Annotated in this window: 30 protein-coding genes; 19 read left to right on the forward strand and 11 right to left on the reverse strand. The window is 64.1% G+C overall.

The window, feature by feature from the left end; translation table 11 throughout:
- Positions 1-37 precede the first annotated feature (37 nt).
- The gene (locus F6X40_RS00005; protein WP_316251776.1) at positions 38-754 is read left to right on the forward strand and encodes a divalent metal cation transporter; all 717 of its coding nucleotides are present in this window, start codon (positions 38-40) and stop codon (positions 752-754) included.
- A 139-nt stretch (positions 755-893) separates the two neighbouring features.
- On the opposite strand, the gene flhC is transcribed toward F6X40_RS00005, so the two are convergent.
- The 6 genes from flhC to F6X40_RS00035 form a co-directional block, all read right to left on the reverse strand.
- Positions 894-1463, reverse strand: coding sequence for a flagellar transcriptional regulator FlhC (flhC, locus tag F6X40_RS00010; protein WP_018423439.1), 570 nt, complete (start codon positions 1461-1463; stop codon positions 894-896).
- Between the two features lie 14 nt (positions 1464-1477).
- Positions 1478-1798 carry a flagellar transcriptional regulator FlhD gene (flhD, locus tag F6X40_RS00015; RefSeq protein WP_184007179.1) on the reverse strand — a complete coding sequence of 107 codons (321 nt, stop codon included), beginning with the start codon at positions 1796-1798 and terminating at the stop codon, positions 1478-1480.
- Positions 1799-2541: 743 nt separating this feature from the next.
- On the reverse strand, positions 2542-3078 hold the full coding sequence (locus F6X40_RS00020) for a GNAT family N-acetyltransferase (RefSeq protein ID WP_187626408.1): 537 nt from the start codon (positions 3076-3078) through the stop codon (positions 2542-2544).
- Between the two features lie 41 nt (positions 3079-3119).
- The gene (locus tag F6X40_RS00025; protein WP_187626409.1) at positions 3120-3968 is read right to left on the reverse strand and encodes a helix-turn-helix domain-containing protein; all 849 of its coding nucleotides are present in this window, start codon (positions 3966-3968) and stop codon (positions 3120-3122) included.
- A gap of 88 nt (positions 3969-4056) precedes the next feature.
- The gene (locus F6X40_RS00030) at positions 4057-4359 is read right to left on the reverse strand and encodes an addiction module antidote protein (protein ID WP_018423436.1); all 303 of its coding nucleotides are present in this window, start codon (positions 4357-4359) and stop codon (positions 4057-4059) included.
- On the reverse strand, positions 4356-4745 hold the full coding sequence (locus F6X40_RS00035) for a type II toxin-antitoxin system RelE/ParE family toxin (protein ID WP_221311367.1): 390 nt from the start codon (positions 4743-4745) through the stop codon (positions 4356-4358). Before F6X40_RS00035 ends, F6X40_RS00030 begins: the two co-directional genes overlap by 4 nt.
- A 285-nt stretch (positions 4746-5030) precedes the next feature.
- Between F6X40_RS00035 and F6X40_RS00040 the strand changes: the two genes are divergently transcribed.
- From F6X40_RS00040 to F6X40_RS00065, 6 genes are all read left to right on the forward strand, one after another.
- Positions 5031-5399, forward strand: a complete 369-nt coding sequence (locus tag F6X40_RS00040; RefSeq protein WP_176379337.1) for a nuclear transport factor 2 family protein — start codon at positions 5031-5033, stop codon at positions 5397-5399.
- Between the two features lie 22 nt (positions 5400-5421).
- Positions 5422-5703, forward strand: coding sequence for a hypothetical protein (locus F6X40_RS00045; protein ID WP_187626410.1), 282 nt, complete (start codon positions 5422-5424; stop codon positions 5701-5703).
- A gap of 49 nt (positions 5704-5752) precedes the next feature.
- Positions 5753-6217, forward strand: a complete 465-nt coding sequence (locus F6X40_RS00050) for an RbsD/FucU family protein (RefSeq protein ID WP_187626411.1) — start codon at positions 5753-5755, stop codon at positions 6215-6217.
- Positions 6218-6253: 36 nt separating this feature from the next.
- A complete protein-coding gene (locus tag F6X40_RS00055; protein WP_090806942.1) occupies positions 6254-6661 on the forward strand; it encodes a VOC family protein in 408 nt (135 codons plus the stop codon).
- A 104-nt stretch (positions 6662-6765) separates the two neighbouring features.
- Positions 6766-7200 carry a DoxX family protein gene (locus tag F6X40_RS00060; RefSeq protein WP_187626412.1) on the forward strand — a complete coding sequence of 145 codons (435 nt, stop codon included), beginning with the start codon at positions 6766-6768 and terminating at the stop codon, positions 7198-7200.
- Between the two features lie 94 nt (positions 7201-7294).
- Complete coding sequence (locus tag F6X40_RS00065; protein ID WP_184063403.1) at positions 7295-7567, forward strand: hypothetical protein; 273 nt, start codon at positions 7295-7297, stop codon at positions 7565-7567.
- 20 nt (positions 7568-7587) lie between these two features.
- Here the strand turns inward: F6X40_RS00065 and F6X40_RS00070 are convergent, their stop codons facing one another.
- Together F6X40_RS00070 and F6X40_RS00075 are read right to left on the reverse strand one after the other, a co-directional pair.
- Positions 7588-9048 carry an MFS transporter gene (locus tag F6X40_RS00070; protein ID WP_187626413.1) on the reverse strand — a complete coding sequence of 487 codons (1461 nt, stop codon included), beginning with the start codon at positions 9046-9048 and terminating at the stop codon, positions 7588-7590.
- Positions 9049-9115: 67 nt separating this feature from the next.
- Entirely contained in the window at positions 9116-10417 is a 1302-nt protein-coding gene (locus F6X40_RS00075) for an MFS transporter (protein ID WP_187626414.1), read from the reverse strand.
- Positions 10418-10711: 294 nt separating this feature from the next.
- Here F6X40_RS00075 and F6X40_RS00080 point away from each other — a divergent pair, with 294 nt between their 5' ends.
- The 9 genes from F6X40_RS00080 (at position 10712) to F6X40_RS00120 (ending at position 18209) form a co-directional block, all read left to right on the forward strand.
- A complete protein-coding gene (locus F6X40_RS00080) occupies positions 10712-11419 on the forward strand; it encodes a response regulator transcription factor (protein WP_187626415.1) in 708 nt (235 codons plus the stop codon).
- A 282-nt stretch (positions 11420-11701) separates the two neighbouring features.
- Entirely contained in the window at positions 11702-12658 is a 957-nt protein-coding gene (locus tag F6X40_RS00085) for a 4-hydroxyproline epimerase (RefSeq protein WP_187626416.1), read from the forward strand.
- Positions 12655-13812 (forward strand): NAD(P)/FAD-dependent oxidoreductase, encoded by a 1158-nt coding sequence (locus F6X40_RS00090; protein WP_187626417.1) that lies wholly within the window; start codon positions 12655-12657, stop codon positions 13810-13812. The genes F6X40_RS00085 and F6X40_RS00090 overlap by 4 nt, the downstream gene beginning before the upstream one ends.
- A complete protein-coding gene (locus F6X40_RS00095; RefSeq protein WP_187626418.1) occupies positions 13799-14074 on the forward strand; it encodes a 2Fe-2S iron-sulfur cluster-binding protein in 276 nt (91 codons plus the stop codon). Before F6X40_RS00090 ends, F6X40_RS00095 begins: the two co-directional genes overlap by 14 nt.
- A complete protein-coding gene (locus tag F6X40_RS00100; protein WP_187626419.1) occupies positions 14071-15363 on the forward strand; it encodes an NAD(P)/FAD-dependent oxidoreductase in 1293 nt (430 codons plus the stop codon). The genes F6X40_RS00095 and F6X40_RS00100 overlap by 4 nt, the downstream gene beginning before the upstream one ends.
- Positions 15364-15522: 159 nt before the next feature.
- Complete coding sequence (locus F6X40_RS00105; RefSeq protein ID WP_187626420.1) at positions 15523-16290, forward strand: AraC family transcriptional regulator; 768 nt, start codon at positions 15523-15525, stop codon at positions 16288-16290.
- Between the two features lie 17 nt (positions 16291-16307).
- Positions 16308-16637 (forward strand): hypothetical protein, encoded by a 330-nt coding sequence (locus F6X40_RS00110; protein ID WP_187611238.1) that lies wholly within the window; start codon positions 16308-16310, stop codon positions 16635-16637.
- A gap of 434 nt (positions 16638-17071) precedes the next feature.
- Positions 17072-17860, forward strand: a complete 789-nt coding sequence (locus F6X40_RS00115; protein ID WP_187626421.1) for an RNase A-like domain-containing protein — start codon at positions 17072-17074, stop codon at positions 17858-17860.
- A gap of 58 nt (positions 17861-17918) precedes the next feature.
- Positions 17919-18209: a contact-dependent growth inhibition system immunity protein gene (locus F6X40_RS00120; protein ID WP_187617327.1), complete on the forward strand. Its 291-nt coding sequence runs from the start codon at positions 17919-17921 to the stop codon at positions 18207-18209.
- Between the two features lie 273 nt (positions 18210-18482).
- Here F6X40_RS00120 and F6X40_RS00125 read toward each other — a convergent pair whose 3' ends face one another.
- From F6X40_RS00125 to F6X40_RS00135, 3 genes are all read right to left on the reverse strand, one after another.
- Positions 18483-18737 (reverse strand): hypothetical protein, encoded by a 255-nt coding sequence (locus F6X40_RS00125; protein WP_090810191.1) that lies wholly within the window; start codon positions 18735-18737, stop codon positions 18483-18485.
- Between the two features lie 153 nt (positions 18738-18890).
- Positions 18891-19223 carry a hypothetical protein gene (locus F6X40_RS00130; RefSeq protein WP_090806920.1) on the reverse strand — a complete coding sequence of 111 codons (333 nt, stop codon included), beginning with the start codon at positions 19221-19223 and terminating at the stop codon, positions 18891-18893.
- A gap of 168 nt (positions 19224-19391) precedes the next feature.
- Positions 19392-21284: a bifunctional sugar phosphate isomerase/epimerase/4-hydroxyphenylpyruvate dioxygenase family protein gene (locus F6X40_RS00135; RefSeq protein WP_187626422.1), complete on the reverse strand. Its 1893-nt coding sequence runs from the start codon at positions 21282-21284 to the stop codon at positions 19392-19394.
- Between the two features lie 319 nt (positions 21285-21603).
- Between F6X40_RS00135 and aroQ the strand changes: the two genes are divergently transcribed.
- From aroQ to F6X40_RS00150, 3 genes are read left to right on the forward strand one after another with little or no spacing between them, the layout of a single operon-like run.
- The gene (gene aroQ, locus F6X40_RS00140) at positions 21604-22059 is read left to right on the forward strand and encodes a type II 3-dehydroquinate dehydratase (RefSeq protein WP_184063010.1); all 456 of its coding nucleotides are present in this window, start codon (positions 21604-21606) and stop codon (positions 22057-22059) included.
- Positions 22056-22994, forward strand: coding sequence for a shikimate dehydrogenase (locus F6X40_RS00145; protein ID WP_187626423.1), 939 nt, complete (start codon positions 22056-22058; stop codon positions 22992-22994). Before aroQ ends, F6X40_RS00145 begins: the two co-directional genes overlap by 4 nt.
- A gap of 50 nt (positions 22995-23044) precedes the next feature.
- Positions 23045-24424, forward strand: a complete 1380-nt coding sequence (locus tag F6X40_RS00150) for an MFS transporter (protein ID WP_187626424.1) — start codon at positions 23045-23047, stop codon at positions 24422-24424.
- Positions 24425-24477 lie beyond the last annotated feature (53 nt).

Here is a 24477-nt window from a genome sequence, read left to right on the forward strand (position 1 = left end):
AAGAGACAGGCGGTGGGGGCGGCGCCGGTGCCGGTTGGTGCTTCCGGCGGCGCGGCGGCTTCGCTGGCTGCGGCTTCCGGCTCTGCGGCCGGAGCCGCATCGGTTTCAGCGCAGCAGCAGGTGGCGAAGCGCTGAATTCCTAAGCCTGTTGGCAAGCGCTTCATCGACCTCATCAACGACGCTTGGCATTCTCGGCGCGACGGGGATGCCGCATAACCTGTATCTGCACTCGTCGATCGTCCGGACCCGCGCGGTGAAGCGCGATCCGGCCAGCATCCGCTCGGCGATCGGCATGTCACGCATCGACACGATCGCATCGCTCGTGATCGCGGCGCTGATCAACATGGCGATCCTGATTCTCGCGGCCGCCGCATTTTACGCGACGGGCCACGACCAGGTCACGCAGATCGAGGACGCCTACCGGCTGCTAGCGCCGATCGTCGGCACCGGCTTCGCCGCCTTCCTGTTCGCGATCACGCTGCTCGCGTCGGGACAAAGCTCGACGTTTACCGGCACGGTGGCGGGGCAGGTCATCATGGAAGGCTTCCTGAAAATGAAGATTCCGTGCTGGCAGCGGCGCTTCATCACGCGAGCGCTCGCGCTGTATCCGCTGATCCGCATGACGAGCGACCGCTCGCTGATGGGCGAATTCGCCAACACGCTGCCGACGCACCTGCTCGTGTGGACGCTGTTTGTTGCGATCAGTGCGGCGAATCTGTGGCTCGTTGCCCAGACGGTGGGGCTGGCCGGTTGATCTGAACGACCGGTATTCGGCACGCCGGTCTGCCCGGCGCGAAGGCGAAAAAAATCCGCGCAGTTCAATCACTGCGCGGAATCATGTGAGCTTCGGTTTGAATCGGGTCGAGCGCGTCCCGCGACGGCGAACCGATCGGTCAAGCGGCCTGCGCAACCTGCGCCGCGTCGAGCGCTTCCCGGCGCGCGGCTGCTGCCTTCTTCGTCTTGCCGGCCCGCGACGGCGGCTGGCAGGCGCCGCACACGACGTTGTGCTGCAGGTCGTGCTTGTGCGCGACGAACTTGCCGGTACAGCGGCAGCATCTGGTCAACTGCAGGATGTCGGCGTCGAAGAAACGCACGAGCGTCCACGCGCGCGTCAGATCGAGCACCGGCTCGGTTTCGCTGTGCTGACAGTGTTCGAGATACAGCCGATAGCCCTTGGTCAGCGCATCCAGATGCGAGCAGCGCGCTTCGTTCTTGAGGAACAGGTACGTGTTGTAGAACAGCGACGCGTGAATGTTCGCGAGCCACGTCATGTACCAGTCCGCCGAGAACGGCAGCATGCCCTTGGGCGGCGATACGCCCTTGACCTCGCGATACAGGCGGATCATACGGTCGCGCGACAGCGTCAACTCGCTCTCGAGCACCTGCATGCGGGCGCCGAGTTCGATCAGTGCGATCGCGCGAAATACTTCCTGTGCATCTTCGGTCAGGCTTCGCTTGAGCATTGCAGTCACCTCGATCAGGCAAATTGCTCGGCGGGCTGGCCTGCAAGCAGGATCGCCGTGTGGGTCGGTGCAACTGCGGTGTGCTTCGTCGTTTGCGTCAACGCCGACAGCATCGCGTGGTCGTTGAAGCGGAAGAAGCACAAAAGCTGGTCGGAAGCGGCCAGCTTGACGATTTGCGCGAGCGACAGCCCGGCAAGCAAGTCAGCCAGTTCCGACGACAGTCCCAGCCGGAACATTCCGACCGGCTTGTCCTCGCGCAACATGCGTTGCGCGAGCATGATGTAAGACAAGTTGATCTCGCGGATTGAATCCAGCGTCTCGCTGCTACGGTCCATTTTGTCTGTTTCCGAAGCCCCGAATTACTATGTCGGCTTTGCGCCGTTATGTCTTTTCTGCCTCGCCGGCAACGCGGCCTCCGGCTACATGTTGCTACTTGCTACAGACAGCGAACATTTGATACAAGACGTTACATTTCGTAACAGCTCGGGACGAATTGTATGAAGGCTAAAACCAGAAATCAATCCTTTCTCAAAAAAATATCTCAAAAAACTACATCATTTTTCGGTAAGTTTTTCACGCCATTGTAATGAATGATGCCAAGTGAATTTATAGCCTTTCGACACTGGCCTCTATTCCATGAAAACCCTTGCTGGATGGGCATCCTACGCGACTGTCCGAGACGTGCGTGCGCACCGCGCGGCGATCGGTAAATTTGTTTTGGATTAGAAAGCAACAGAAAGCGATGGAATTGACGGTAATAAATACTCGTGCTGGGTGGCGCGTGAGGGGCGGATGGAGCCTGTAACCGTATGAAGCGTCCCCCGTTACAAACTACGCAAACGAGGGCCGGATTTGTAACGGCTCGATGAGGATGGGCAGCCGGTCTGGCGCACGCGTGCGACCCCGAGACCGAACCGCGGTGGCAGACGCGTACCGATCACGTTGCGGACGGAGGCTGCGAGAAGCCAGTGCCGTGCAGGCTGCCTGACATGATATCGGTGCAATAGGACGGCATTACAACGTTGACGAGGCGCCGGGAATGGCCGCAAGGAGGCGTTGTCAATGATTCCCGGGGGCGCTACGCGAGGAATCGCGCCATCAGATCCTCGTCATGAAACACCCCGTCGACGTTCAAGGCGCCGACTTCGCACCCATATTTGCGAAAGCCGAGCGATTCATACAGCATGCGCGCCGCGTCGTTGCGGCTACCCACGGTCAGCTGCACCTGTCGCAAACCGTCGACGCGCGCCGCGCGCGTCAGCAACTCGCCGAGCAGCGCGCGCCCGACCCCACGACCAGCCGCTTCCTGTGCGACATACATGCCGACCACGTTCGCCTTGTGCCGCTCCTTGAGGGCTTTATTACGCAGCAGACCGACGACGCCGATCAGCGGAGCGTCGGCCGACGCATACGCGCCAAGCAGAAACGTGCCTTCCGTCTCCGAGCCCTGCAGTGTCGCGTCATGCTGCCCGGCGCCTTTCGCCAGCGCTTCGTCGTGGCTTTGTCCGAACGAAGCGGGGTGCGCCTTCAGCCCGCGCAGACGAAGCTGGAAATAGGCGTCCCGGTCGGCGGGTCCGAGTTGGCGGATCAGCAGGGTGTCGACGTTGACGGACATTTCACTTATTCGTGGTGAGTGGAGTGGAGGTACGCGAGCGGCTAGCCGCGCTGGTGTTCGGCAAATTCGCGCAGCGCCGACGCGGTTTGCTGATCCGCCGGAAAGAACGCCTCGATGGCGAGTTCCGACAGCGTAACGTCCACGGGCGTGCCGAACACCGTGGTGGTGCTGAAAAACGACAGCACGCCAAGCGGCGTACGCAGCCGCAATGGCACGGCGATCTGGTTGAGGACTGCATCGTCCAGCGTCGAGGCGTCTGCATCCGGCGGCGCGGGGTAGCCGGCCAGTTCGTCGCGTAGTGCGCTCAGCGTGTCGTCGCCGCTGACGTCGATCTGCCGTTGCAGGCGGCCCAGCACATGCTCGCGCCACGCATGCCAGTTGACGATCGACGCCGCAATGCCTTGCGGATGCAGACTCAGGCGCAGTGCGTTGACCGGTGGCTTCAACAGTTCGGGACTCGCGCCGCTCAACAACGGCGCAATCGCATTGTTGGTCGCGACGATGGTCCAGTGCCGGTCGATCGCGAGGGCCGGGTAGGGCTCATGTCCTTTGAGCACCAGTTCGACGGCTTCGCGTGCGGCGGCGAGCTGCGGGTCGGAGAGGGGACGTTCGCGAAACAGCGGCGCGTAACCGGCCGCGACGAGCAGAGCATTGCGCGCGCGCAACGGCACGTCGAGGCGCTCGGCGAGATGCATGACCATTTCCCGGCTTGGTAGCGCGCGCCCCGATTCGACAAAGCTCAGATGGCGGGTCGAAATGTCAGCCTCCGTGGCGAGCAGCAACTGACTCATGCGCCGCCGCTGCCGCCATTCGCGGAGAAGTTCGCCGACCGCCCGAGTGCCGATCGGCGCGGATGATGGAGCCGCTTGTGCAATAGAGAGTGTGTTCATGCCACCGATCATAGTCAAAGCGTGCAAGCAATCGATTACCTGAGAGGTAATGCCCCGCCAATTTCAGTCAACGAGACGCGTGCCCGGCTCAGGCGGCAGCCAGGCGCAACGGCACGGCGGTGAATTTGACGCCGATCGCACTCGCCAGTTTGAGGACCGTGTCCATGCGTGGCTTGGAGCCGGGCGCGAGTGTCTTGTAGAGGCTTTCGCGGCCCAGGCCCGCTGCCGCGGCGATCTTCGTGATGCCACGTGCCTTGGCGATATCCGCGATGGCGGCGAGCAGCAGATCGGAGTCGCCTTCGTCGAGGGCGGCGTTCAGATAGGCCGCGACCATTTCGTCGTTGTCGAGGTACTTCGATGCATCGAAGCGTGCCGTTTTGATCTTGCTCATGACCGTTCCTTTCTGATGGTTGTCCACATTGCTCCGGCATGCCTGATATCCGCCTGCTGCGTGGACTTGTTACCCCCGCAGAGCAGCAGATACATCATGCGTTCCTCGCGCGCGTAGTAGACCCGGTAACCCGGCCCGCAATCGATGCGCATCTCGAACACGCCGTTTTCCAGCAACTTCGCGTCACCGAAAAGCCCGCGTTCCGCGCGGCGGATCCGCACGAGAATTTGCGCCTTCGCCTTGAGGTCGGTGAGGCCGTGAAGCCAACGGTCGAACTCTTCGGTGCAGTTGATCGTGTACACGCGCGGTGTTTCGATCTGCGGATGATTGTATCTCCGGGGATACGGTCGTGCAAGCGAGAAAAGCGTCTCGATAAAGCGGTCCAAGCGGTCCTCCTGGTCATTGCATTGCCCGCCTCGAGATGTCGTCGGTGGGCTTCGATGAGTCACTTGAGGTTAGCGGTGCGAAGGTTTTTTGACGACTCGGCCGAATGACCTATTTGGCGAGAAAAACAGTGAAAAGCGCTGCGTGACAGCGAAGGCTGCATCCGCTTGATTACCTCTCACGTAATCGACGCAATGCACGCGAGCCGTCAATCTTCATTCCGAGCCCGCCGCATGCGATGCGTATGCCGCGCGAAGTGCTCCGTCCTGTCAATCGAGGAGTTTGAGATGAATGCGCATACCGATTTGATCGACCGTTATTTCGATACCTGGAACGAGACCGATGGCGCGCGTCGTCGCGAGTTGATCGCGGCAACGTGGAGCGCCGATGCCGACTATCGCGACCCGCTGCTGGCGGGCGCGGGCCACGATGGCATCGACGCCATGATCCGCGCGGTGCATGAGCGATTTCCGCATCACACGTTTCGCCGTACGACCGACGTCGACGGCTTCGCGAATCGCCTGCGCTTCTCGTGGGCACTGACGACCCCCGCGGGCGAGGCGATCGTGAAGGGCTCGGACTTCGGCGTGGTGGACGCGCATGGGCGTCTGCAAGCGGTCACCGGTTTTCTCGACGAAACCCCCGGCGCCGCCTGAGGCGTCTTTCACGGAGACGGTCATGCATGAGCCCGCCGCTGCCAAGCCCGCACAAGTCCATCTCGCGTTGCTGCGCGTCGCGGCCGCGCTCGATGCGTTATCGAGTGCGATCGCCGGTTTCGCGCTGCTCGGCGGCGCGCGGGCGTTCATGTTCATCGCACTGCTCGGTTGGCGCGAGCCGGTGCTCGGCGGCGCGGGGCTCGTGCTGCTCGCTCTGGTCGGATGGCTGCGCTGGCAATGCGGTGTGTGCGCAGCGCCGCAAGACGTCCGGCGCGCTTGCTACAATCGATCGTCGTGCGGATGAAGCGTGACACCCCCGCAGCATGTTCCCAACCGAACGACCTGGAGACCCCGTGCTGAAAGATCTGGACCCGCTACTGAACGCCGATATCCTGCACGCGCTGCGCTCGATGGGCCACGGCGACGAACTCGTGATCTGCGACGCCAACTTCCCGGCCGACGCCGTCGCGCGCGATACCGTGCTCGGCAAGCCGCTGCGTCTCGACGGCGTCAGTTCGCCGCGCGCGATCCGCGCGGTGTTGTCGGTGCTGCCGCTCGACACCTTTATCGAGCATCCCGCGTCGCGCATGGAAGTGGTTGGCGAGCCGCACACGATTCCCGCGGTGCAGCGCGAAGCGCAAGCCGAGGTCAACGCGGGCGAGGGGCGCGAGGTGCCCTTCGTGTCGATCGAGCGGTTCGCGTTTTACGAGCGTGCGCGCCAGGCATACTGTGTGATCGCGACGGGCGAGGAGCGCGGCTACGGCTGCTTCGTATTCACGAAGGGCGTGTTGCTCGCGCCGGACGCGCCACGCGTATAGTCGCTACCACCTTTCTCGATTCATCACGACAAACCCATGAGCTTCCAGCTAGCCAGTCTCGATCATCTCGTTCTGAACGTCGCCGACGTCGAAGTGAGCGCGGCGTGGTACGCGCGGATGCTCGGCATGCGACGCACCGAGTTCGCGTCGCGCACCGGCACGCGCGTGGCGATGAACTACGGTAATCAGAAGATCAATCTGCGTCCCGCGTCGGCCGATACCGTCGCCTGGTTCACGTCGCGCGAGGCGGTGCCGGGCACGGCGGACCTGTGCTTCGTGACCACCGCAAGCCCGGACGACGTCAAGGCGCATTGGCTCGCGCAAGGCGTCGCTATCGAGGCGGGGCCGGTGGAGCGCGACGGCGCGCGCGGCAAGATGACCTCGGTGTATTGCCGCGACCCCGACGGCAACCTGATCGAGGTCGCCACGTATCCGTCAGCTTGAGCGGGCTTGGAAATCGCGGCCATTGCTCATATGCTCAGGGGCGAGGCGGGGAACTGAGCCCGTCCATTCGGGTCTGCTGCTTATTCATTACAGGAGTCCCCCCCATGTCGCGTCCCGTCGATTTCGGCATCATTTTCATCGCCCGTCTTGCGCTTTCCGTGCTGTTCCTGTGGAGCGGGGTGATGAAACTGCTGGGCTATGCGGGCTTCGTCGGCTACCTGCATTCGAAAGGTGTGCCGTTCGTGCAGATCGCCGCGCCGATCGCAACCGCGGTCGAGGTGCTCGGCGGCCTGCTGCTCGTGGTCGGCTTCAAGGTACGGCCGCTCGCGCTGGTCATGGCGGCGTATACGGTCGCGACGGCGGTGCTCGGCCACGACTTCTGGAATATCACCGACCCGGCCTTGCAGCACGACATGGTGATTCATTTCTGGAAGAACATCGGAATCGCGGGCGGTTTCCTGCTGCTGTTCGTTACCGGCGCGGGGCGTCTGAGCATCGACAACGCGCGCGCGCCGCGCGGCGGACTCGGCGGCCTGTAAAGCGGGCTGTCAAGCGCGAGCGCGCGCAGTCGGCGCGGCCCGCATCCTGCTACACAGCAGGATTTCCAATCCGCGCCAATCATGGGAGCAGATGATGATTCAGAACTTCGAGCAAATGATCGGCGGCAAGCTCACGCAACTGTGCGCGAGTCTCGGCGAAGGGCCGACGCCGCATCGTGTGATCATCAGCCTCGCCGAGTCGGCGAAGACGCTGGTGGTTCTGGATGCGTCCGGATTCATCGGCACGCTGAAGGCGGACATCGAGGACCCGGAAAAGCTGGTCGCGGATGCGATCGCCAAAGCGCGCAACGAAGGCCTGATCGAGCGCGCAATCGCTACCGGCACGATTCAGGAGACGTCGCTGTAGGCGCCTGCATTACACACCGCTTACTTGCTCGCGGCGCTCGCGCCGCGCGCAGACGATGCCGCCGCGTGCGGCTCCGGATGCACGAAACACGCGAGCACGAGACCCAGCACCAGCAGTCCCACCGAAATAGCCGTCGCCGCTTGCATCCCCGGCACGATCTGCGTCGCGGCCGCACCGCCCGCGAGCGCGCCGAAGGCCGCCACACCCACCGCGCCGCCGGCCTGGCGCGCCGTGTTCAATACCGCCGACGCCGTGCCCGCGCGTCGCGCTTCGGTCGATGCGAGCACCGCCGTGGTCATCGCCGGCACTGCGAGTCCCATGCCCGACGGAATCAGCAAAAACGGCAGCAGCAGGCCAATCAGCGGCGTCTCGGCGTCGACGAGACGCAGCAGGCCATAGCCGAGACCAGCCGTGATCGCGCCGAGGATCATCGGCACGCGCACTCCCAGGCGGCCGATCACCCAGCCGCTCGCGACGTTCGAGATCAGGAAGCCGCCCGTCAGCGGCAGGAACGCGAGGCCCGCCTGCAACGGCGTGTAGCCGCGCACGCGCTGCAGGTAAAGGCTCAGCACGAACACCATGCCGTAATACGTCAGATTCACGCAGATGCCGAACAGCACCGCCGCGCTGAACGTGCGCGTGCCGAACAGCGACAGCGGCAGCATCGGGCGCGCGATGCGCGCTTCGACGAACACGAACGCACCCGCCGCCAGCAGCGCCAGCACGAAGCCGCCGGCGACCAGCGGATGCGCGAGCCCGAGCGGCCGCCATTCGATCACCGCGGCGACGAACGCGGTTAGCGCGACGATCGCGAGACACTGGCCGCCGAGATCGATGCCGCGTGGCGTCGCGCCGGTGTTGCCGCGAGCGGCGGCCGGCACGCCGGGTTGCGAGGTTTGCGGACGCGGAATCCACAGCAGTGTCGCGAGCAGGCCGGCCGCGCAGATCGGTAGATTGACGAGAAAGATGCTGCGCCAGCCGAACGCGGCGATCAGCAGGCCGCCAGCCACCGGCCCGGCCGCGATCGAAATCGCGCCGGAGGCGGTCCACAGGCCGACCGCGCGTGCCCGCAGCTTCGGTTCGTGGCCGAACGACTGGTTGAGCAGCGCGAGCGAATTCGGCAGCATCGCGGCCGCGCCGATGCCCTGCACCGCGCGCGCGGCGATCAGCATCGGGGCGTCGAGCGCTAGCCCGCAGGCCAGCGACGCGAGCGCGAACAGCACGATTCCGCACGCATACATGCGCCGCGCGCCGAAGCGGTCGCCGAGCGCGCCGGCCGACAGCATCAGCACCGCAAACGCGAGCGTGTACGCATCGACGACCCATTGCAGGCCCGCGACGTTCGCGTGCAGGTCCGCGCCGATTCGTGGCAACGCGATGTTGACGATGGTCACGTCGAGTTGCGTGACTACGAAGCCGACGCTGACGGTCGCGAGAACGCGACCGAGGGCGGGCGAAAAGGAGGGAGTGGATGAGTTCATGACTGCATCGTAAGCCCGATGCAGCGCGCCACGTTTCGGCGTGGCGTGAAGTATGGATGTCGCCGGATCAACGCCCCCGCGGCGCATCCTTGATGAACAGCGTGGTCAGCGCGCCCAGCACGCAGATCGCCGCGACGTACAGCGGCGCGGCCAGCGGGTTCGACTTCATCATCAGCGATACGGCGATCGGCGTCAGACCGCCGAACACCGCATACGCGACGTTGTACGAGAACGAGATACCCGAGAAGCGCACCACCGGCGGGAATCCGCGGACCATCACGAGCGGAATCGCGCCGATCACGCCGACGAAAAGTCCGGCCAGTGCATACAGCGGCACGAGCAGGGACGTATCGACGGCCAACTGGCGAAACATCACGTAGTACGTGATCGCAAGCGCAATGCCGCCGACGAAAATCGTGCGACCCGCGCCAATGCGTCCGGCGATCGAACCCGCCACCACGCAGCCGATCGTCAGGCACAGCGTCGCGACACAGTTCGCGAGCAGCGCGGTGGCCGGCTCGATGTGAAATTGCTTTTGCAGCAGCGTCGGCGTCATCAGGATCACGACGACGATCGCCGCCGACAGCATCCAGGTGAGCAGCATCGACACGATCACCGCGCGGCCGTGATCGCGCAGTACGGCCTTCAGCGGCACTTCCGCGGCGATCGCCTTGCGTTGCTTCAGTTCGGCGAACACCGGCGTCTCGTGCAGCCAGCGGCGCAGATAGACCGAGAACATACCGAACACGCCGCCGATGAGGAACGGAACACGCCACGCATATTCGGAAATATCGGCCGGCGTGAAATGGCGATTGACCGCCGACGCAATCAGCGAGCCGAGCAGAATGCCCGCCGTGAGGCCGGCCGTCAGCGTGCCGCACGCATAGCCGACGTGCCGCCCGGGCACATGCTCCGAGACGAACACCCATGCGCCCGGGACTTCGCCGCCGACCGCCGCGCCCTGCATTACGCGGAACAGCAATAGCAGCACCGGCGCGAGCACGCCGATGCTCGCGTAGGTGGGCATCAGGCCCATCAGCAGCGTCGGCACCGACATCAGCAGCACGCTCAGCGTGAACATACGCTTGCGGCCGAACAGGTCGCCGAAGTGCGCCATGATGATGCCGCCGAGCGGCCGCGCCAGATAACCGGCCGCGAAAATGCCGAAGGTCTGCACCTGACGCAGCCAGTCCGGCATCGCCGCCGGGAAAAACAGCTGGCCGATCGCCGGCGCGAAGAAAACGAAGATGATGAAGTCGTAGAACTCGAGCGCTCCGCCGAGCGCGGCGAGACCGAGTGTCTTGTAATCGCTGTGCCCAAGCGGGCGGGGGGTGACAGCCTGCGCTCCACCCAGATTTGTCGCTTGCATTGCCATGTCTTTTGATGAATTGTGAGCCACGCGGGAGACGCGTGGACATACGGCGGTTGTCGGGCGAGAAGTGTGGCAGGCGCTGGGTAGAGCACGGGACACGGGCGCGCTGTCCGGATAGGGCGGGCGCGCTGACGACGGAGGCCGGCGCGGATTTTACAGGATGAAAGCGGAAGTCCTGCGGAAGCGCCCAGTTGGGCGAAGAAAGCGGCGGAAAATCGGAATGCTCCGAAGGGAGGGACCGGGGTGCGGCTCGGAGAATGGCCTGCATGTTCCTTGTCGAGAGTCCATCCCATGCGCGTTGCAGTCCTTCAGCGTGACCCGGTCATGCGTCAGTCCATTGAATCAAGTCTGGTGAGAGCCGGCCATTTCTGCGCGGCCTATGACGACGGCGTTGCGATGTCGAGGTCGCTCGTGCGCTCCACGATGGATCTGCTGGTGCTCGACTGGCAGGATATGCGGCCCGCCGGCGCGGACCTGTTGCACTCGGTGCGCCGCGTGGCAGGCGAGCACGTGCCGATCATGTTCGTGTCGAACGACGGCTCGGAGGAAAGCATGGTGCGCGCGCTCGCCGGCGGTGCCGACGATTACCTCGCGTTGCCGCTGCGGGACGCCGAGTTTCGCGCGCGAGTCGCGGCGCTTCTGCGGCGCGCGTATCCGGAGCGTTTCAGCGCCGCGACCTGTTTCGAGATCGGCCCCTATTGCTTCGACACGATCCGCCGGGCGGTCACGCTGCGCGGCGAGCCGGTGCCGCTGTCGCCCACCCAGTACCGGATCGCGGCGCTGTTCTTTTCCAACGTCGATCGCGTGATGTCGCGCGACCATATCTTCGCGGCGGTGTGGGGCCGCGAACTGCGCGAGTTCACGCGGACCATCGACAGTCACGTGTCACGGCTGCGTGTGCTGCTCGCGATCGAGCCGCACAATGGTTTCCGGCTGCAGCCGGTATACAGAAGCGGCTACCGGTTGCTGCGGCTTCACGACCATGTGCTCAGGGAGTGAAGATTGGCAGTTGGCGCGCACGGCATGAGGTCGCCACGGCCAGGTATATGCTGAAATCCGCGTTGCAGCCCGTCGCGCTCGCCAGCGGTGTTCATTCTCCTTACGTGTCCGTATCGGTTAGCCGGGTTGCCGCGTTTGCGCCGATGGTCATCGACGCCGATACCGAATAGCGGGACGTTTCGCGCGCTGCGCGCGCGGCGGCTCACGCATCGCGCCGCTATGCCGAAATCGTCTCAATCCGCGCGTACGCGCACCAAGACCCACCGGCCCGCGATTCCTACCATGGGCGACATGAAAACCCTCAACATTATCGACTCGCACACCGGCGGTGAGCCCACCCGCCTCGTGGTGTCGGGTGGCCCGGATCTGGGCGGCGGCACGCTCGCGCAACGGCTCGAGGTTTTCCGCACCCGCTTCGACGACTGGCGCGCCGGCATCGTCACCGAACCGCGGGGCTCGGACGTGGTGGTCGGCGCGTTGCTCTGCGAGCCCGACGATCCGACTTGCGCGGCCGGCGTGATCTTCTTCAACAACGTCGGCTATCTCGGCATGTGCGGGCACGGCACCATTGGGCTCGTCGTGTCGCTCGCGCACATGGGGCGCATCGGGCCGGGACGACACCGCATCGAAACGCCGGTCGGCATGGTGGAGGCGACGCTGAACGAAGACGGCGGCGTCGCGGTGCGCAACGTGCCCGCGTATCGCCACCGTAAGGCGGTGCAGGTCGACGTGCCAGGCTATGGCGCACTGACCGGCGACATCGGCTGGGGCGGCAACTGGTTTTTCCTCGTCGCCGAGCATGGGCACGTGCTCGAAGCCGCGAACATCGCGAGCCTGACGGCTTTCAGCTCGGCGATTCGCGACGCGCTGATCGCACAGAACATCACCGGCGCGAACGGCGCGCTGATCGACCATATCGAGCTGTTCGGACCGGGCTCGCGCGAGGGCCTCGACAGCCGCAGCTTCGTGCTGTGTCCCGGCAATGCGTACGACCGCTCGCCGTGTGGCACCGGCACGAGCGCGAAGGTCGCGTGTCTCGCGGCCGACGGCAAGCTCGCCGAAGGCGCGGTGTGGTGCCAGGAGAGCATCATCGGCAGCGTGTTCGAGGCGAGCTATCGCACGGCGGGCGACGGCGTCCACGTGATTCCGACCATCACCGGTCACGCGCACATCATGGCCGAAGGGTGTCTGTGTTTCGACGAGCGCGATCCGTTCGCGTGGGGTATCCGGACCGCATGAGACCGGACGCGCTGATTATCGGAGCGGGTATCGTCGGTGCCGCGTGCGCGGCGGAACTGGCCGCGCTCGGCATGCGCGTCGACGTGCTCGATGCGCAGCGCATCGGCGGCGGCGCGACGGCGGCCGGCATGGGCCATATCGTCGTGATGAACGACTCGCCCGCCGAATTCGCGCTGAGCCGCTATTCGCGCGAGCTATGGCTCGAACTCGCGCCGCAGCTGCGCGCGCGCGACGCGTTCGCGCGCTGCGGCACGCTGTGGGTCGCAGCCGACGACGAAGAACGGCAAGCCGCCCGCGCAATGCAGGCGGCGTTTGAGAGCCAAGGCGTCGCCGCGCAATTGCTGGACTCGGCCGAACTGCGCGCCTGCGAACCGGCGCTCGCACCATCGATGGCGGGTGGCTTGCGCATCGAGCACGACAGCATCGTGTATGCGCCGACCGCCGCCGAATGGCTGCTCACGCAGTCGCCGCATGCGGCGAATATCAGCGTGCGACCTGGAGCGCCGGTCGCGTCGCTCGGTGCGGGTGGCGTGACCCTGGCGTGCGGCGAGCGCACCAGCGCGGCGCACGTGGTCGTCGCGAACGGCCTCGGGGCGGCGCAATTGTTGCCGCGGCTGCCGTTGCAGCCGAAGAAAGGCCATCTGCTGATCACCGACCGCTACCCGGGGCTGATCCGTCATCAACTGCTCGAACTTGGCTATATCAAGAGCGCGCATCACGCGACCGGCACGTCGGTCGCGTTCAACGTACAGCCGCGTCCGACCGGGCAACTGCTGATCGGCTCGTCGCGCCAGTTCGAAACAACCGATCCGGCCGTCGAGATGCCGGTGCTCGCCCGGATGCTGCAACGCGCCGCGCAGTATCTGCCGGGGTTGCCGGCGCTCAGCGGCATCCGCGCGTGGACGGGGTTTCGCGCGGCGTCGCCGGACGGCCTGCCGCTGATCGGACCGGCCGGCGAGTTCGCGCCCGACGTCGGCTCTGGCTCCGCATCCCGCCTATGGCTCGCGGTCGGCCACGAAGGGCTTGGCGTGACGACCTCGCTCGCGAGCGCGAAACTACTCGCGGCGCAGATCGCGGGCCATGCCGCGCCGATTCCGTGCGAACCTTATCTACCGGTGCGTTTTGCAGAGCAGGCGGCCCATGACCGACACTGACGCGGCCCGCATCCGTTTGAGCGTCGACGGCCGCAGCATCGAAGTGAAACCAGGCACGACCATCGCCGCGGCGCTCGCGATCGCGGGTGTGTGCGGCTCGCGGCTGTCGGTCAAGGGCGAGCCGCGCGAAGCCTTGTGCGGGATGGGCGTGTGCCAGGAGTGCCGCGTCACGATCGACGGTCGCGCGCACGCGCTCGCGTGCCAGACGCTATGCCGCGACGGCCAGCGCGTGCAGACACGAAACGGGACAGTACACGCATGACGCAGCACTTCGACATCGTGGTGATCGGCGGTGGTCCGGCCGGGCTCAATGCCGCGCGAGCGGCGGCGCAGGCGGGCGCGACGGTCGCGCAGATCGATGACAATCCGCGCGCCGGCGGCCAGGTCTGGCGCCAGGGGTCCGCCTATCCGCCTCAAGCAGCGTTGCATGCGTTGCTCGCGGCGTTGCAATCGCAGCAAAACTTCACTTACTGGCCATCGACGCGCGTGATCGCGCCGCTCGGCGCGCAAGGCTTGCTGCTCGAATCCGCCGAACACGGCGGCGTGTCGATCACCTATGACAGACTGATTCTTGCGACCGGCGCGCGTGAGCGTCTTCTGCCGTTTCCTGGCTGGACCTTGCCCGGTGTGACCGGCGCGGGCGCATTGCAGGCGCTGATCAAAGGCGGCATGCCGGTGCGCGACGAACGAATCGTGATCGCCGGCAGCGGCCCGCTGCTGATGGCCGCGCTCGCCACCGCGCGAGAGGCCGGCGCGCGCGTGATCGCGGTGGTCGAGCAGGCATCGGCGGCCGAGGTCGCGCGTTTCGGCGTGTCGCTGCTGCGCGAGCCCGCGAAGCTGCGTCAGGCGATCAGCCTCACGCGCGGCTTCGCGGGACTGCGCTACTGGACCGGCAGCATCGTGAGCGAAGCCCGTGGCGCGCAGCGCGTGCAACAGGTGACGATCCGGCGCGGTGAACGCGAGGTGACGCTCGATTGCGACCGCGTCGCGTGCGGCTACGGACTGCTGCCGAACGTCACGCTTGCCCAGGCGCTCGGCTGCGCGATCAACGACGCGGGCGAAATCGTCATCGACGACGGACAGCGCACCTCGCTCGAACGCGTTTATGCAGCGGGCGAGTGCACGGGCGTCGGCGGCGCTGAGCTCGCTGGCGCGGAAGGCGAGATCGCCGGTCTCGTGGCGAGCGGCGCGGCGAACACGCAACGCGCCGTGCTGGCGGCGCTGGTCGCGCAACGCGCTCGCTGGCGGGGCTTTGGCGCGCGCGTCGCGGCGTCGTTCGCATTGGGCGAGGCCGCGCGCACGCCGCCCGCCGACGCGACGCTGTTGTGCCGTTGCGAGGACGTGAGCGTCGGCGAGGTGCGCCGCTGCGCCGACTGGCGTGACGCGAAACTGCAGACGCGCTGCGGTATGGGCCCTTGCCAGGGGCGCATCTGCGGGGCGGCCGCGAGCCTGTACTTCGGCTGGCCGACCGCCGCGGCGCGTCCGCCGTTCAGTCCGGCGCAAATCGGCACGCTGATGAGCGCCGCCGAACCGCCGACTGCGGCGCCATGACGGCTCCGCGCTTACCCTCGGTAGATATTGGCGGGCGACGCGCGGCTCTATAATCGACCGCAATCAACCGCACGAGCGGGCTGCCCGGCCGCACCGGCGCAGCGATCCGCGAACGCAACCTAACGCAATCAATCAGGCACGCACCCACGGAACCGCACGATGAACACGCTGGCTCATCCGCTCGAACCCGACGATACGACGCTGCCCGGCATGCTGTCGCATTTCAGGTTGCTCGAGCCGGTATTCGATGCAATGCCGGACGTCGTGTTCTTCGTCAAGGACGCCGACGCGCGGTATGCGCTCGTCAATCGCACGCTCGCTTCGCGTTGCGGCTTCAAGGAAAAGGCCGCGCTGCTCGGCAAGACCGCGGAAGACGTGTTTCCGCGCCGCTTCGGGCGCATCTATACCGCGCAGGACAAGGCGATCATCGGCGTCGGCAACCAGATGCTCGATCAGCTCGAACTGCATCTGTATCCGGGCCGTCAACCGGGCTGGTGCCTGACCTGCAAACAGCCGTTGCGCGATGCGACCGGCAAGGTGGTCGGCCTCGCCGGCATCTCCCGCGATCTGAAAGCCGACGAAAGCAGCCATCCGGCCTACAGCCGGCTTGCCGCCGTCGTGCAGTCGATCCAGCAGAATTACGTGCAGCCGCTGAACCTGAAGCAGCTTGCGGCGATGGCGGACATGTCGGTCGCGCAGTTGGAGCGGTACTTTCACAAGGTGTTTCATCTGACGCCGCGCCAGGTGCTCCTGAAAACGCGACTCGATGCAGCGACCGCGCTGCTGGTGTCGCACGACAAGGTCACCGACGTCGCCGCGCGTTGCGGCTACACCGATCACAGCGCGTTCACACGGCAATTCAAGGCGACCGTCGGCGTCACACCGACCGAATACCGGATGTTGCTGCACGGTACGCTGCGCGGCTGAACGGCGTCGCACGTGTCATGGCGGGTCGCGCGCATCACTACTACGTGTACGTCGTCGCGCTCGACGACAAGGTGTGGAACGAGGCGCGCTTTCGTCGCGCGAATCCCGGTTACCGTTTCGACAAGCCGTGCGTGTACGTCGGCATGACGGGGCTCGACCCGGACTTGCGCTTCGATCGGCACAAGGCGGGCATTCAGGCGAATCGCTATGTGCGCGACTACGGCCTGCGTCTGATGCCCGAACTGTACGACGTGTTCAACCCGATGCCTTACCGCGGCGCGCAGGACATGGAAGTGGAATTGGCGATCGGGCTGCGCGAGGCGGGGTATGGGGTATGGCAGGCTTGAAAGGCTTGACGCGGCCGAATTCCATTGTGACGAGCGTGCTCAATGTGCTCGCCGCCATGCGATGACGCTTGCCGGCACTACCAATGCGATGGCGACGATATATCCCGAAACGATCAGCACAAAGTTGCCCCAAGCCTCGACATCGTAGGCGTCGGGCTCCCAAAGCGATTCGTGGCGCTTTTTAATGAGATCGAGAGACGCGTTACGAATTGGATGTTTCCTGGTTTCTAAGGCATCTGGCTTATCGGATTATTCGAGCCGATATGGGTGCACAGTTTCTATGTGGTTTGCCAGCGATCATCTTGATCTTTCGTGCTTGCTTAAAACGCTTTAGACATTACAGCATGTTCTGTCAGAATCATCCGTCGCCCATAGCCAGATGGTGAATCGACCTGTTAGCGTGAAGATCCGATAGTAATAAGAGGATTTTTTGCATGTCACAGGCGAATGAATCAGACGGCGTCCGCATTGTACTGAGCGCCCCGCAACTGGCAGCTGTACTGGCCCGTCAGTCAATTAGTCCGACTGAGATGCTTGCCAACCGACTATGGGGCGGTTGGCAGGTTCTCGGCGGTGTACTGGAAATGCTCGGCGCGGGTGCATTATGCGTGCTGCCAGAGCCGACGATGGCAAGCAAGGTCGGTTGCGTCGTGTTTGGCGTGCATGGCTCGGACACGGCGGTGGCGGGTCTGCGACAGGTCTGGACTGCGCAGGATACCAGCACGCTCACCCAACGCGGTGCCGCAAAGCTTGCCGAGGCGATGAAAGCCAGTCCTGACATGGCGAACAATATCGGTCTGTCGCTTGAGATGATCGTGCCCTTCGGCTTCGCTGGCTCAATCAAAGCAGCACGCGCGGCGAGCGTTACGATGGGCCGGATCGATCTGGAAATGCACGAGGCGAAAGCGCTCCATCCAAGGATTGGTGGGCATACACTCGAAAAGCATGTGGGGCGCACTGAAGTGCAGTTGCGCGAGCGACTAGTACGTGAACCAAAGCGGCAAACGGTTTCGTCGTTTAGGAATTTGCAGTGTGCGCAATGGGCAATTTCAGAGGTTATGCGGTACGACGCGTCTCGCATCAAAATATGGGCGCAGTCTGCATCTCGGAACAAGCCACTCGAATTGGAAAAAGATGTGGGGAGGAAGGTCGGTTACGGAATATCCAGAAAAACAGGTGTTTTGACAGAAATGAGTATCGTGCACGTGGTTCTGAAATATTAAACCTACAACGGCATGCCATACTACGTTCTGACGGCGTATCTATACTGAGGTCGGATAAATGCGACATTCTGAGTATCCTGAACTGAGCCAACTATTTGGTGTTTATCTGAATCAGGATTTCGATATATGGGGTGATACCATTCCTGCTATTGTTGCATGCTACAAAAGAGATAGTCCGGTGGCTGACCATAAATCAATGCTTGCTGAAATAGACAGGTTTGAGAAAAGGCACCCACATGATCTCGATGTTGCATTCGAACAGATGTATGGGCACGAGTTCGCTCCAGAGCCGTGGGGTCACACGACCGCCTCATTTCTTCAGGAGTTGAAGCGACTCCTAAGCGAGTAGTCCCCGATCGCACCATCTGACGGCGCGTCTACAACCTATGTGCGGGACTACGGCTTACGGCTGATGCCCGAACTGAACTATACGAAGTGTTCAACCCGATGCCTTACCGCGGTGCGCAGGAGATGGAAGTGAAGTTGGCGATCTCCGAAAAGGAAACAGCCCGATCAGCGTAAGCCGATCGGGCTGTTTTGGTCGGGCTGACCATCTCATTAAAGCCGCGTCAACGCAAAGCGCTGACGCGGCCTCGGATGACCGGGTCGCGAGCCGATCTGCTTACTTCACCCCAAGCCCTCGCAACACCGCATTACCCTCGGACGTCAGACGGATATGCGGCGTGCCCGCATCGTTCGAAACGGTCTCGACGAGACCTGCTTCGTAAAGCTGCGGAATTTCGGGTTTTGCGGATGCATCGATCGGCGCGTGCAGCAGCAGCAGCAGCGTCGCGAGCTCGTGATGGCTCAACAGACGGCGCAGGATAGTAGGCCGTTTGGCCGGTGTTTCGTTGGTGTTGATTTCGGGCTGATTCATGGAGCGCACCTCGTGCGGGGACATGTCCGGGGATCTTGCGGACGAAGTCTTAAACGATTCTTAAGACTGCATTGTCCTGTAACACCGTGACATGAACGTTGCAATGGATCAGATTCCGGCGCCCGCAACTTCGCCTTTATGCGCCACAAAGCCTTATGGCGCGCAGGTTTTGCTTGCCGATTCGATCCACAGGTTGCTTACATGACGCTTGCCCGCATAGAAACGGTAAGTTGTCGCGCCGTTGTCGCTGCGTACCTTGACGACGTTCGAGTCGCCGAAGTCGAGCATCTGACCCTGCGGGATCCCGGTCGACTTGAACGCGGCGTTGTGATGATTGGCCATCTGCGTCAGACAGGCGACCACGTCGTCGACGGAACGCTGTGTCGTCGTGTCCGTGACGGGTTCGCCGGAATCCGGGTCTTTCTGGAAATACGCGCAAGCGCTGAGCAGTAGCGAAAGGGACAGGACTGCAGCGAACTTCTTCATATCTCTCCTGGCGTTGATTCGGCGATTCGGCTGAGCAGGCGCCATTATATCGAGACGGCGAGCCTGCCCCGATCGGGGACGCAGGTCGCGTGCCTGAAAAGACGAAATCCGTATCGACGCGGCGACTTCCAATGACGAAGCCGCCGTCGTGCCTCCGGTGTCCGCCCGTTACTTGCGCCGCTGCGCCTGCGCCGCGAGCCGCACCGCTGCATTGGCCGCGCCGTAGCCGTCATAGCCGCCGCGCCGCTCGACGATCTCGAGGAAGAAGCGCTGGTCCAGTTGCTCCGTATAAGCGTGGAAAAACTCGCCGCCGCGTTCGTCGCGGTCGTACAGGATATTGTTCGCGCGCATCGCTTCGAGCAGCGTGTCGGACAGCGCGTAGCGGGCCGCGAGGTCGTCGTAGTAATTGCGCGGAATGCGCAGGATCGGCACGCCGTCGGCGACGAACTCGGGGAGAGCGCTGAAGATGTCGCCGGTACTGAACGCGACGTGGTTCAGTCCGGAGCCGTGATACGTGTGCAGCGCCTCGGCCACCGCCGTATGGCGATCCACCGATGCATTCAGCGCGATCCGCACCGAGCCGTCGGGGCTGCGCAGCGCGCGGCTGCGCACGAGGCCGTACGGATCGGGAACGAGCACCCCCGGCTCGGCCAGGAAGCCGAACGCGGTGCGCAGAAACAGCACCCACGTATCGAGCGCATTCGCCGGCACCGACAGACACACGTGATCGATGCGCTCGAGCGGTCCCACCTCGGTCGGGCCGTTGACGTCGGTCAGCACGAAATCGGCCTCGAACAGCGTGGGCTGATCGGGCGTTTCGTCGACGAAATAGTTGAGACTGCCGTCCGGCGCCTGCACGGCCGGCAGCACGCGCTCGTTCGGCCCGATCTGGCCGGAGAACGGCGCGTAGCCAAAGCCGGCCGCGCGCTCGAATGCGTGGCTCGCGTCATCGACACGAAACGCCGATGCGCACAGCGACAAACCATGCTGCTGAAAAAACGCGTTCGCGAACGAATCGGGCTCGGCGTTCAGCACGATCGAGGCCGCGCCGTGCTGATACAGCGTGACGTCCTTCGAGCGATGCTGGCCGGCCTGGCGAAAGCGCAGCTTGCCGAGCCAGTCGGCGAGCTGCGTGCGCGTGGTGTGATCGACCGCGAATTCGAGGAACTGATAGCCGACGTGCGCGGGCGCGGCGGGCGAGCGGTACAGGCCGCCTGTCGTTTTGCGCGGCTGCTGTTGCTCTTCGAGCAGCGCGCGAGTTTGCTCTTCGAGGAACAGCAACGAGCGATGGCCATCGGCGGCCGTGATCGTGGTGGGGGCGGCGCGAAAGCCGTCGTTGAAGATTTCCAGCGAAAGCGGGCCCTTGTAGCCAGCTTTGACGACCTGCGCGGTGAAGTTCGCGAGATCGAAGTCGCCCTGGCCGGGGAAGCAGCGGTAGTGGCGGCTCCATTCGAGCACGTCCATCGCAAGCTTCGGCGCGTCCGCGATCTGCACGAACGCGATGCGCTCGCCAGGAATGTCGGCGATCGCGTCGGGCGTGTCGTTCAGCGACAGCGTATGAAAGCTGTCGAGCACGAGCCCGAGATTCGGATGATTCACGGCGTCGACAAGCTTCCACGCGTGGCGATAGGTCTTTACGTGCCTGCCCCAGGCGAGCGCTTCGTAACCGGCGACCACGCCAGCCGCTTCGGCCGCGCGGGCGAGCGCGCCCAACTGGTCGATCATCAGCGAGTCGTCGCAGATCGTGTCCGGCGACACGTTGCTGCACACGAGGATGCGGTCCGTGCCTAGCTCGTGCATTACGTCGAACTTGCGCTTCGCGCGGTCGAGATTACGCTCGAGCCGTTCGGGACTGACACCCTCGAAATCGCGAAACGGCTGGAACAGCATGATCTTCAGGCCGAGGTCGTCGGCGATGCGGCGCACGTCGGCGGGCGAGCCGTCGAAATACAGCAGGTCGTTCTCGAAGATTTCGACACCTTCGAAACCCGCCGCGCGGATCGCGCTCAGCTTCTCGACGAGGGTGCCGCTAATCGACACGGTGGCAATCGAACGTTGCATGAACGGCTCCTGCAAAAACGGACAAACGAGGGGGAAACTCAGAGAAAAACCGCGGCGGCGCGCCTGGAGGCGCGGCCTGCCGGGCTTGCTGCAATGCGCAAAAATGAGCGAGTTCGTTACGCACTGAAGCAAGACGCAGGCCGGAATACTCCACACTACCCGGGAGTTTCGATAGTCTATACAAACTAACTAGATGGTACAAATTCGTAGAAACCCCGAATGACGACGACGGCCGATGCGCGCACACTTCGCCATGCGTCGAAGAACCGCCGCGGGTGCCGCGGTTCGAGTCGCGCCTTATTTTGCGGGAGTCGTTGTCATGAGCTTTGCCTCCGTACTGGTCCTGAACGGACCGAACCTCAATCTGCTCGGCACGCGCGAGCCGGCCATCTATGGCGCGCAAACGCTCGACGACGTCGCGAAGCTGTGCCGCGACGCGGGCGAGCGCCTCGACCTCGCGATCGACTTCTGCCAGTCGAACGCCGAGCATCAGCTGATCGACTGGCTGCACGCGGCGCGCACCAAGGTCGACGGCATCGTGATCAATCCGGCCGCTTACACCCATACGTCGGTCGCGATCGCCGACGCATTGAGCGCGATCGAAAAGCCTGTCATCGAGGTGCATATCTCGAACGTGCATCGGCGCGAAGCGTTCCGGCATCACTCGTACGTGTCGGCGGTGGCGGACGCGATCATCGTCGGCTGTGGCACGCAGGGCTATGTGCTCGCGCTGGAACGGATGGCGACGATTCTTAAGAATAGGGCGGCGAAATGAACACTCAAGCGAACACCCGGGGAAATTCCCGGACCGACGCGCAGATCGCCGCGTTGGCCAATGCGCAGGCGAGCTTGCGGGCCACTCCCCACTCCTTTCTGGTCGGCCTGATCGGCTCGGGCATCAGCGGTTCGCTCACGCCCGCGATGCACGAGGAAGAGGGCAGCAAGCTCGGACTGCACTATGTCTATCGACGCATCGATCTCGATGCGCAGAAGCTCGACACCGCCGCGCTGCCGGAGCTGCTGACGGCGGCCGAACGGATGGGTTACAACGGCCTGAACATCACGTATCCGTGCAAGCAGGCGGTGATTCCGCTGCTCGACGAACTGTCGGACGACGCCCGCGCGCTCGGCGCGGTCAACACCGTGCTGTTCAAGGACGGCAAGCGCATCGGTCACAACACCGACTGGTCCGGCTTCGCGCGTGCGTTCCAGCGCGGCTTGCCGGACGTGTCGCTGGAACGCGTCGTGCAGCTTGGCGCCGGCGGCGCCGGCGCGGCGGTCGCGCATGCGGCGCTGAACATGGGCGCGCAGTCGCTGACGCTGTTCGACGTCGATGCCGCCCGCGCGCAGTCGCTCGCCGACGAGTTGCAGGCGCGTTTCCCGAAAGCCAAGGTCAGCGCGGGCACGTCGCTCGAAGAATCGCTCGGCGCCGCGCAAGGGCTGATTCACGCTACCCCGACCGGTATGGCTAAAATGCCGGGCCTGCCGCTGCCGGCCGAATTGCTGCACCGCGACCTGTGGGTCGCCGACATCGTCTATTTCCCGATTCGCACCGCGCTGCTGCAGGCGGCCGAGGCGCTTGGCTGCCGCACGCTGAGTGGCGGCGGCATGGCGGTCTACCAGGCGGTCGACGCCATGCGTATTTTCACGGGCCTCGAGCCGGACGCCGAGCGCGTCTACACCCACTTTCAATCGTTGTTGCAACGCTAACCGGCCGCGTAGAGACCGGCACCCAAGCTGATCGAGGAGACAAGCACGCCATGACGCAATCGTTCCAATCCAGCTCCGCGGGCTCGCCCGCGCAGAACAAGGCGGCGAGCCCCGCGCGCCGTTCGAAAGCCCGTTACAAGATCCTCGCGCTGCTCGCGGTCGGCACGATGATCAACTATCTCGACCGCACCGTGCTCGGCATCGCGGCACCGCAGCTGACGAAGGAGCTTGGCATCAACGCCGCGCTGATGGGCCTGCTGTTCTCCGTGTTTTCGTGGAGCTACGTGGCCTCGCAGATTCCGGGCGGTCTGTTTCTCGACCGCTTCGGCAGCAAGCTCACATACTTCCTGTCGATGACGTTCTGGTCGCTCTGCACGCTCGCGCAAGGGCTCGTGGGGAGCATCGGCGGGCTGTTCGCCTTCCGTCTCGGCCTTGGCGTTTCGGAGGCGCCATGCTTTCCGACCAATAGCCGCGTGGTCGCCACGTGGTTTCCGCAAAGCGAGCGCGCGATGGCGACCGGCACCTACACGGTCGGCGAATATATCGGCCTCGCGTTTTTCAGCCCGTTCCTGTTCATGCTGATGGGCGCATTCGGCTGGCGCTCGCTGTTCCTCGTGGTCGGCGGCGTCGGTATCGCGTTCGGCGTGGTGTGGTGGCTGCTGTATCGCGAGCCGCGCGATCATCCGTCGGCGAATCAGGAAGAGCTCGACTATATCGAGGCGGGCGGCGGTCTCACGCAACGCAACAAGGATGTAGCGGGTGCGGCCGCGGGTACACCTGATGCGGCGGCATCGAAGAAGAGCGGCTTCCAATGGGGCACGATCGGCCAGCTGCTCAAGCATCGCCAGTTGACCGGCATCTGCCTCGGCCAGTTCGCGGGCAATTCGACGCTGGTGTTCTTCCTCACGTGGTTCCCGACGTATCTCGCCACCGAACGTCATATGGCCTGGCTGAAGATCGGCTTCTTCGCGATCATGCCGTTCATCGCGGCTTCGATCGGCGTGATGTTCGGCGGCATATTCTCCGACTGGCTGCTGCGCCGTGGCAAATCGCCGAACGTCGCGCGCAAGCTGCCGATCATCGCGGGTCTGCTGCTCGCGTCGACGATCATTCTCGCCAACTATGTCGAGAGCAACGTCGTGGTGATCGCGATTCTGTCGGTGGCGTTCTTCGCGCAGGGCATGGCCGCGCTCGGCTGGACGCTGGTGTCGGATATCGCGCCCGAGGGCTTGCTCGGCGTGACCGGCGGCATCTTCAACTTCGCCGCGAACCTGGCGGGTATCGTGACGCCGCTCGTGGTGGGCCTGATCGTCGCGGCGACCGGTTCGTTCGTGGGCGCGCTGGTGTTTATCGGTGTCATCGCGTTGATCGGCGCGCTGTCGTATATCTTCGTCGTCGGCGATATCAAGCGGATCGTGCTGGTGGATTGAGTCTTCCCGCTGAACGCGCTGCGTTTCTCGAAGCGACAAAAAACGGGATGTGG

Origin of the sequence: Paraburkholderia sp. UCT31, from assembly GCF_014397655.1 — a bacterium.
Classification (GTDB): domain Bacteria; phylum Pseudomonadota; class Gammaproteobacteria; order Burkholderiales; family Burkholderiaceae; genus Paraburkholderia; species Paraburkholderia tuberum.

Coding starts and splice junctions, on each gene's coding strand:
- flhC (WP_018423439.1), bottom strand. CDS start 1,463: ATGCTCAAGCGAAGCCTGACCGAAGATGCACAGGAAGTATTTCGCGCG.
- flhD (WP_184007179.1), bottom strand. CDS start 1,798: ATGGACCGTAGCAGCGAGACGCTGGATTCAATCCGCGAGATCAACTTG.
- F6X40_RS00020 (WP_187626408.1), bottom strand. CDS start 3,078: ATGTCCGTCAACGTCGACACCCTGCTGATCCGCCAACTCGGACCCGCC.
- F6X40_RS00025 (WP_187626409.1), bottom strand. CDS start 3,968: ATGAACACACTCTCTATTGCACAAGCGGCTCCATCATCCGCGCCGATC.
- F6X40_RS00030 (WP_018423436.1), bottom strand. CDS start 4,359: ATGAGCAAGATCAAAACGGCACGCTTCGATGCATCGAAGTACCTCGAC.
- F6X40_RS00040 (WP_176379337.1), top strand. CDS start 5,031: ATGAATGCGCATACCGATTTGATCGACCGTTATTTCGATACCTGGAAC.
- F6X40_RS00045 (WP_187626410.1), top strand. CDS start 5,422: ATGCATGAGCCCGCCGCTGCCAAGCCCGCACAAGTCCATCTCGCGTTG.
- F6X40_RS00055 (WP_090806942.1), top strand. CDS start 6,254: ATGAGCTTCCAGCTAGCCAGTCTCGATCATCTCGTTCTGAACGTCGCC.
- F6X40_RS00060 (WP_187626412.1), top strand. CDS start 6,766: ATGTCGCGTCCCGTCGATTTCGGCATCATTTTCATCGCCCGTCTTGCG.
- F6X40_RS00065 (WP_184063403.1), top strand. CDS start 7,295: ATGATTCAGAACTTCGAGCAAATGATCGGCGGCAAGCTCACGCAACTG.
- F6X40_RS00070 (WP_187626413.1), bottom strand. CDS start 9,048: ATGAACTCATCCACTCCCTCCTTTTCGCCCGCCCTCGGTCGCGTTCTC.
- F6X40_RS00075 (WP_187626414.1), bottom strand. CDS start 10,417: ATGCAAGCGACAAATCTGGGTGGAGCGCAGGCTGTCACCCCCCGCCCG.
- F6X40_RS00080 (WP_187626415.1), top strand. CDS start 10,712: ATGCGCGTTGCAGTCCTTCAGCGTGACCCGGTCATGCGTCAGTCCATT.
- F6X40_RS00085 (WP_187626416.1), top strand. CDS start 11,702: ATGGGCGACATGAAAACCCTCAACATTATCGACTCGCACACCGGCGGT.
- F6X40_RS00090 (WP_187626417.1), top strand. CDS start 12,655: ATGAGACCGGACGCGCTGATTATCGGAGCGGGTATCGTCGGTGCCGCG.
- F6X40_RS00095 (WP_187626418.1), top strand. CDS start 13,799: ATGACCGACACTGACGCGGCCCGCATCCGTTTGAGCGTCGACGGCCGC.
- F6X40_RS00100 (WP_187626419.1), top strand. CDS start 14,071: ATGACGCAGCACTTCGACATCGTGGTGATCGGCGGTGGTCCGGCCGGG.
- F6X40_RS00105 (WP_187626420.1), top strand. CDS start 15,523: ATGAACACGCTGGCTCATCCGCTCGAACCCGACGATACGACGCTGCCC.
- F6X40_RS00110 (WP_187611238.1), top strand. CDS start 16,308: ATGGCGGGTCGCGCGCATCACTACTACGTGTACGTCGTCGCGCTCGAC.
- F6X40_RS00115 (WP_187626421.1), top strand. CDS start 17,072: ATGTCACAGGCGAATGAATCAGACGGCGTCCGCATTGTACTGAGCGCC.
- F6X40_RS00120 (WP_187617327.1), top strand. CDS start 17,919: ATGCGACATTCTGAGTATCCTGAACTGAGCCAACTATTTGGTGTTTAT.
- F6X40_RS00125 (WP_090810191.1), bottom strand. CDS start 18,737: ATGAATCAGCCCGAAATCAACACCAACGAAACACCGGCCAAACGGCCT.
- F6X40_RS00130 (WP_090806920.1), bottom strand. CDS start 19,223: ATGAAGAAGTTCGCTGCAGTCCTGTCCCTTTCGCTACTGCTCAGCGCT.
- F6X40_RS00135 (WP_187626422.1), bottom strand. CDS start 21,284: ATGCAACGTTCGATTGCCACCGTGTCGATTAGCGGCACCCTCGTCGAG.
- aroQ (WP_184063010.1), top strand. CDS start 21,604: ATGAGCTTTGCCTCCGTACTGGTCCTGAACGGACCGAACCTCAATCTG.
- F6X40_RS00145 (WP_187626423.1), top strand. CDS start 22,056: ATGAACACTCAAGCGAACACCCGGGGAAATTCCCGGACCGACGCGCAG.
- F6X40_RS00150 (WP_187626424.1), top strand. CDS start 23,045: ATGACGCAATCGTTCCAATCCAGCTCCGCGGGCTCGCCCGCGCAGAAC.